Below are 5,043 nucleotides of genomic sequence, written 5' to 3'. Positions count from 1 at the left end.
TCACTTGACGACTTCCTTCTGGAAGATCTGGATTTGTGACTTCCTTAGTTTGGAAGGCAACTTCTTCTGTCTTTGTTTCTTCCTTCGTTGTAACTACTGGAGCTACTACTTTCTTAGTTCCTACTTCAACGATCTCATCTACTGCTGGAGTGGTGATTGTGTTGGATTTCTCAACACGACCTGTTTCTTTTCCGTCTGTGTAAGTCACTGTATAAACAATGGTGCGAACACCCTTCTTACCAGCTGTCTTCACTTGACGACTTCCTTCTGGAAGTTCAGAATTTGTGACTTCCTTAGTTTGGAAGGCAACTTCTTCTGTCTTTGTTTCTTCCTTAGTCGTTACAACTGGGGCATCTACTTTCTTAGTTCCTACTTCAACGATCTCATCTACTGCTGGAGTGGTGATTGTGTTGGATTTCTCAACACGACCTGTTTCTACTCCGTCTGTGTAGGTAACTGTGTAAACAATGGTGCGAACACCCTTCTTACCAGCAGCTTTTACTACACGAGTTCCTTCTGGAAGATCTGGATTTGTTACTTCCTTAGTTTGGAAAGTAACTTCTTCTGTCTTCGTCTCTTCCTTAGTCGTTACAACTGGAGCTACTACTTTCTTAGTTCCAACTTCGACAACTTCGTCTACTGCTGGAGTAGTGATTGTGTTGGATTTCTCAACACGACCTGTTTCAACGCCGTCTGTGTAAGTCACTGTTTCAACAATGGTACGAACACCTTTTTGGCCAGCTGTTTTCACTCGGCGAACACCTTCAGCTAAGAGTGCATTTTCAACCTCACGAGTCTGAAAGGCAACTTCTTCAGTTTTAGTTACTTCCTTAGTAGTTACAACTGCTTTCGCACCTGTATAGGTAACCTTGTTTTTTGAAGCTTTCTTAGTCTTGCGTGAAACTTCTTTACGAGATTTTTCAACACCATCCACTTTTGTCACTTCATAAGTGACTTCATCGATACCTTCTTCACCTTCTTCAACACGCGTTTGACCTTTATCCAGTGCTGGGTCTACTTTCGTTTCTTCTTTGAAAGCAACTTTTTCCTCCACAGTCACTGTTTCTTTGGTTTCAACACCTGTTTTCTTAGTTCCAACTTCGATGATTTCTTCTACTGGTTCTTTAATTACTGTTTGGCTCTTTCTATCACGTTTTTTCTCAACGCCATTTACCAAAGTAACATCCCAAACAACTTTCTTCTGACCTTTTTCTCCCGCTTGTTTTACCTTTCGAGTACCTTCAGCGAGGTCTGCATTGTTTTCTGTCCGAGATGGGTAAGGAATCTCCTCAGTAGTTGTGACTTCTTGATGTTCTTCTTTTAAATCTCCCCCAGTGAGAAGTGCCTCAGCCTTAGCTTTTAAAGAATTGTAGCGAGCTTCAAGCGCCGCAAAACTTTTTTGACCTTCTGGACTCTTCATTGCCTTCTTTGCAGTCTCAAAAAAATTCTTTGCTTCTTCTACATCACCCTCTAGGAGTTCTTTATTATCCTCATCTGGACTATTTGTAAAATCCTTAATTGAAGATTCTATACTATCAAGCATTCTTTTGAAAGTATTTGCAATACTTCGCTCTTGGCCATCTGGAATTTCTTCATCTTCCGCTGGTGTTTCTTCTGCATGCACTGTTGGAATTTGATATAAATCTGGAGCTACATGATAAGTTGCTACTCCAAGAGCGTTTAAAGCAAGTATAGAAATTCCTAACTTTAATAATTTTTTTCTACTCATTATTCTTTCCTTAACACTTTCAATATACAGTAAGGAGAAGAGTAAAATTTTCTACTCTCCTCTTACTATATGATACTAACGTTCAGCTTTACGCTTCCAAACTAGAAGTCCAGCAAGTCCTAGAGCTAGGGCTACAAGTACTCCAAAGATTGAAGATCCTTCAGAACCTGTATTTGGCAATGTTTTCTTAGGTTCTGCTGGAGGAACGGTTCCACCTGGTGGCGGAGTTTGTGGTTTTTCTGGTGTTGGTGGTGTTGGTGGGAACACCACAACTTTGTTGGTAGTTTTTGGCTTTGGATTATGGTTAAAGCTTACTTCAGCTGTATTTGGTACACCACCAGTGAATTTTGTAAAATCTGTTCCTTCTTTGAAGTTAGTGTAAAGTACAAGACGTACGGTACTTCCCTTCAAGGCTTCAAGAACATCCTTATCGCTGATTTCAAAAGTCACAACATTGCTAGTTTCATCGTAAGTAACAGTAGCAATTGCTTCCAACTCTTTACCTACTAATTCACCACGATCATTTGAAGACTTACTCAATTTATCAATAGCTGCTTGAAGCTTAGTTTGAGCTTCTTTTAGTTTCTTGATTTCATTTTCGAGTTTCTCTTGTTGTTGTTTTTTATCAGCTGGTGCCAATTCTGCTTCTTTCTCAGCTGGTGCTTGAAGTTTAGCCAAGTTTTCTTCAGCTGCTTTCAACTCTGCCTCTAAGCTTGCAAGATCTTGACTTGATTCGCTAGTTGCAGGTTTCTTATCTTCTGTTGCAGAAGAATCAGATGTAGCTGGAGTTGTTTCTTCAGCAGCTATTGCTGGAGTAGCTGGTGTTGTAGTTTCAGCTGGTTTAGCTGGCTGCGCTGCCTTAGCTGCTTCCAACTTCGCTTTCAATTCAGCTACTTTCGCTTCCGCTGCCTTGAGCTCTTCCTTCTTACCAGTCTCTGTTGAAGCCTCTTCTGTTGACTTGCCTGTCAAAGCTTTGAGTTCTTTCTCTGCTTGATCAAGTTGAGCTTGAAGAGCTGCTTTGATCTTGTCAAACTGAGCATTTTCAACTTTAAGAGCGATACGATCTTTGTTGACTTTCAAGACTGAATTGATTTCATCCGTGATCGTAAAGCTAGTCAAGTCTGTCTTGATAAGACGACCATACTGATCCTTCTTAGCATTTCCGTTTTCATCTACAGGATCTGTTGGAACCGGTGTAGTAATATCGAATCGGAAGGTATCTAAAGCGTTTGGCAAGTGGTATTCTTTATCAGGTTTAGATCCATCTTCTGGTCCAACAGACTTAGCTGGTTCACCTGGTGTTGGATCTGTTGGTTTTTCTGGGTCACGTGGTTTCACCGTTACCGGTTTTGATTCCTTGCTACCAGATTGACCATTGGCATCCTTGAAGTTAACACTTGCTTTGTTTGGTACCAATTGGTCCTTATATGCTTTCAAATCGCTATTCGCTTTGAGTTTAGCTGGGATGTACAATTGAATCTCTTTGAAGCCTTTTAATCGAGCGAAATCTTTCACTTTCACAGTGACTGTATTTCCCTTAACACTTGTTTCAAGAGCTCCATTTGCATCACGTCCATCTACATAAGCTACTGGCGTATCAGCGATTCCCAAAACAGATTCAAGTGTATCTGTTACGGTGAACTCTTTGTACTTATCAATATCTTTTGGTAAAGCTGTATTGACATTGTACATGTAAGGTGCATCGTATTCGACATCCAAGTGGTCCAAGGTACGGTTGATTTTCTTCGTAATTTCTGGTTCTGGTTCTTTTGGAACGATTACCGGAACTTTATTCGAATCTTTGTGTAGCCCTGGTTTGTGTGGGAACTTCGCGTCATAAGAAGCTGTATTTGGAACAGTGAATCCACGATCTGTTAGATATAGAGTCAAATCAGCTCCCGCTTTAATCTTCGCAGTGAAGCTCAATTCAACTGCTTGACCACCATTTGCTTTCACTTGCTCTTTTGTAAGTGTCAAGGTAATGGTTTGACCGTCTACCTTGATTTGGCTAGCGTCAAGCGCTTGACCATTCAAGCTCGCGTTTGCTGAACCTGCATAATCAAGAACAGATTCAAGTGTATCACTTACACTGAAGACTGTCGCATCTGTTGGAACACTTGTTTTCACGTTGTAGGTGAAGACTTGATCACGATCAGCGAGTGTTTCTTCAGCTTTCGTGTTGACATCTTTCTTGATTTCTGGCTCTTCTGGTGTTGGAGGCGTTACTGGAACTTCATTGGAATCCTTAGTGAAGCCTGGTTTGTTTGGAAGATCTACCTTGTAAGCTGCCTTATTCGGAACCTTGATTGACTTATCTTCTGTTACATAATCAGACAAGTTAGCACCCGCTTTGATCTTAGCGTCGAAAGTTAATTCAACAGCTTGACCAGCACTTGTTTTAGCTTGTTCTTCTGTAAGAGTCAAGGTAATGATTTGACCGTCTACCTTGATTTGGCTAGCGTCAAGAGCTTGACCATTCAATTTAGCACTTGAAGTTCCTGCGAACTCAAGAACATCCACTAGTGTATCCGTTACCGCGAAGGCTGTCGCATCTTGCGCTACTGTTGTTTTCACGTTGTAAGTGAAGACTTGGTCACGTTTGTCAAGAGTTTCAGCTTCTTTGCCGTTCACATCTTTCTTGATTTCTGGTTCTTCTGGTGTTGGTGGCGTTACTGGGACTTCATTAGAGTCTTTCGTAAAGCCTGGTTTGTTTGGAAGATCTGCCTTGTAAGCTGCCTTGTTAGGAACTTTCACAGTCTTATCTTCTGATAGGTAAGCAGACAAGTTCGCGCCGGCTTTGATCTTAGCGTCGAATGTTAATTCAACTGCTTGACCGCCATTGGCTTTCACTTGTTCTTCTGTAAGGGTCAAGGTGATGGTTTGACCTTCTACCTTGATTTGGCTAGCGTCAAGAGCTTGACCATTCAATTTAGCACTTGAAGTTCCTGCGAACTCAAGAACGTCTACTAGTGTATCTGTGACTGCGAAGGCTGTCGCATCTTGCGCTACTGTTGTTTTCACGTTGTAAGTGAAGACTTGGTCGCGTTTGTCAAGAGTTTCAGCTTCTTTGCCGTTCACATCTTTCTTGATTTCTGGCACTTCTGGTGTTGGAGGCGTTACTGGGACTTCGTTAGAGTCCTTGTGCACTCCTGGTTTGTGTGGGAAGCTTGCGTCATAAGAAGCCTTATTCGGAATCTGTGTATGACCGTCTTCCTTCACATACGCTGACAAGTTCGCGCCGGCTTTGATCTTCGCGTCGAATGTTAATTCAACTGCTTGACCGCCATTGGCTTTGACTTGCTCTTCTGTAAGCG

The 5,043-nt window shown here is 41.7% G+C and carries 1 protein-coding gene and 1 pseudogene; both read right to left on the bottom strand.

Translation table 11 applies throughout. The features are described 5' to 3' along the window. Window positions 1-1,729 (bottom strand): G5 domain-containing protein (locus HMPREF0849_RS08645; protein ID WP_009013750.1); only part of this gene is annotated, 1,729 nt, incomplete at its 3' end. A gap of 75 nt (window positions 1,730-1,804) precedes the next feature. Next, window positions 1,805-5,043: pseudogene (gene padA / locus HMPREF0849_RS08640) on the bottom strand (LPXTG-anchored isopeptide-forming adhesin PadA); the annotation flags it as partial.

The organism is Streptococcus sp. C300 (assembly GCF_000187645.1).
Classification (GTDB): Bacteria; Bacillota; Bacilli; order Lactobacillales; family Streptococcaceae; genus Streptococcus; species Streptococcus oralis_CQ.
This window is presented reverse-complemented; position numbering and strand designations above follow the sequence as displayed.